1 protein-coding gene and 2 pseudogenes are annotated in these 2528 nt (G+C 59.3%); all 3 read right to left on the bottom strand.

Translation table 11 applies throughout. From position 1 onward, the window contains the following. Positions 1 to 221, bottom strand: a pseudogene (locus V6C16_RS11130) (hydrogenase); the annotation flags it as partial. Between the two features lie 432 nt (positions 222 to 653). After that, the gene (locus V6C16_RS11125; RefSeq protein WP_333543227.1) at positions 654 to 2147 is read right to left on the bottom strand and encodes a proton-conducting transporter transmembrane domain-containing protein; all 1494 of its coding nucleotides are present in this window, start codon (positions 2145 to 2147) and stop codon (positions 654 to 656) included. 5 nt (positions 2148 to 2152) lie between these two features. Next, positions 2153 to 2528, bottom strand: a pseudogene (locus V6C16_RS11120) (hydrogenase-4 component E); the annotation flags it as partial.

Raw genomic sequence — 2528 nt, 5'->3', positions numbered from 1 at the left:
GTCCCGTCATGGGCCAGCACGCAGCAAAGGCTCACGGCACGGGTCTGTTCCGGTGCGTCGCCGTTCTTCGCGTCAAGGGGGGCGTCCGTGCCGGGAATGCCGAAAAACGCCAGTACGCGCCAGCCTCCGGCCAGGGCGTGACGGAGTATGTCCCGCAATTCAGATACGGAATGACGCCCAAGTTTGTTCAGTGTTACCGACTCGCGGTAGTCGAACGACATGTTATCCTCCTGGAGCACTTTGCCTTTGAGCATACAAGCTTTCAAAGGTTCAAAAATGCTCACTGCGATGCCTTGGAGCGCAAAGACAGCGCCCCGCACCTTCGTAGCGGACGTCTGCACACGCAGCCGCCAGGGCAATGTTAAAGCAATATTTCTCCAGGGACTGCTTCTGAATAATCCTTTTGTCCAGTAACTGAGTCAAAGTGGTGTCTGGGCTCCGGTCGAATACCATAAGAGTATGCTCCTTTCGGCAAAACCCGACTCTTCCTTGTTTTTGGAGCAAAATTATTCAGTTAGAAACAGCTCCTAGAGATTTTGACACTTCTGAAACAGGCGCCTGGCGGCGTGAAAAGCTCACCGATTCCTGTTCCGTGGCAAGGGCTTGCAGACAAATCCTTGCAAGGCAGGCACTCGCTTCATCGGTAAGCCGTATTAACCGCCGATAAGGGCCGCGGCCTGCCGTAAAAAATTCCACAGCCAGTCGGGTATCCACAGGCCCAGAGTCAGCACACCCATGCCGAGCACCAGGGGCGGAAGTACGCTCAACAGCGGTTCGCGCGGATTCTGGGGCATATCCGCAGGGCGGTTGCCCTGCACCATGCGCAGCACCGCCACCGAAAGGCCCACAAATATTACGGCCAGGGCCAGCAGATAGCCTGCGGCCAGAAAGGGAGACCCGGCAGCCAGCATGCCCTTGAAAATAATGAATTCGCTGATGAAAATGCCGAAAGGCGGCGAGCCTGCCACTGCCAGAAAACCGGCCATCCAGAGGGTTCCGGTTACAGGCATGGTCCAGCGCATGCCGCGGATGTCATAGCTTGAAAAGGTGTGATAGCGGGCCAGAATGTTGCCGGAAAGCAAAAAGAGCATGCATTTTGTCAGCGAATGGCAGACGGCATGCAGCATGGCCCCGGACACGGCCAGCCCGCCCACGCCCACGCCAAGCGCCAGTATGCCCATATGTTCCACGCTGGAATAGGCCAGCATGCGCTTGTAATGGCCCTGACCCACAATGAAGATGGCCGCCGTAATCAGCGACAGCAAGCCGAAAAAGCTGAGCAGGCCGCTGCTGAATCCGCCAAGCCCGGCGGCCAGCATGATCTGGTGGCCGCGCAGAATGCCGAGCATGGCGCAGTTGAGCAATGCGCCGGACAGCAGCGCCGAAACCAGCGAAGGGGCCTGGCTGTGGGCATCCGGCAGCCAGTTGTGCAGAGGGGCCAGGCCCATTTTTGTGCCGTAGCCCACCAGCAGAAAAATAAATGCGGCCTTGAGCCAGGTTTCTTCCCCGGCGCGGGCGTGGCTGACATACCAGCCCACCTGATCCATGCCTTCCATCATGGCTTCCATGCCTTCGGGCGTATAAAAAGCCACAGAAAGCAGGATGTTGCCCACCATTGCCAGGGCGATGCCCACGGAACAGATGATGAGGTATTTCCAGGTGGCCTCAAGGGAGCGCTGGTGGCGGTGAAAGTAGATCAGCGGCGCGCTGGAAAGGGTAGTGGCTTCAATGCCGACCCACAAGGCGCCGAGATGCGGGGTGGTGGTCACAAGGGTCATGGATGAGAGAAAAAAGCACAGGCAGGCGGCCAGACGGCGCTGCGGCGCGTTGGTAAAGCTGCGGCCGTCCTGAAAGGCGGTGTGTACGCCCAGGCGTTCTTCCTCGCGCAGGTAATACACAGCATACACAGAAGCCGCCAGAAAGAGCAGGCTGGCGAGCATGAGAAAAAGCGCGCCCAGCGGGTCCGGGGCCAGAAGGCCTCCCAGGGCTTCCGGCTCGGCTCCGTTGGCGACCTTCCAGGTGGTCGCGGCTGCCAGCCCGGCGTGGGCCAGTCCAGTGAGGGGCAGCAGAACACGGCACAGAGAACTTGTGCCGAGCAACATGATACAGCCCGCCGCCAGCGGGAGAAAAAGCAAGGCTTCCAGCATGGCCGTCAATCCCTGAGGCTGCGAAAGCGGCCTACATCAATGGATTCAAAAGTGTTGCTGATGTGGTTGATGGCAATGCCCATAACAAAGACTGCCACAAACACGTCCAGCAAAAGAGCCAGTTCAAACCAGATGGTCCCGGCCGTCATCAGCGGCATGCCCAGCAGAAAAATGCCGTTTTCCGCCACGAGATAGCCGATGACCTGGGCCAGGGCCGTAGTGCGCCCCACCACGAGGATAAGCCCGCAAAAAAGCGTGGTCAGTGCCGTGGGCAGCAGCAGTGGCGGAAAAAGGGCGGGCAGGGTCAGCAGTCTGGCCTCAAGCCAGAGCGAGAGCACAAGGCCCCCCATGCCGGCCAGCACCCCTACGGCCACATGCAAG

The sequence above is a fragment of the Desulfovibrio sp. 1188_IL3213 genome, assembly GCF_036763145.1.
In the GTDB taxonomy this organism is placed as follows: domain Bacteria; phylum Desulfobacterota; class Desulfovibrionia; order Desulfovibrionales; family Desulfovibrionaceae; genus Desulfovibrio.
This window is presented reverse-complemented; position numbering and strand designations above follow the sequence as displayed.

What these genes read in the sequence shown, in the direction of transcription:
- V6C16_RS11125 (WP_333543227.1), bottom strand. Translation starts at nt 2,147, where the DNA reads ATGCTGGAAGCCTTGCTTTTTCTCCCGCTGGCGGCGGGCTGTATCATG.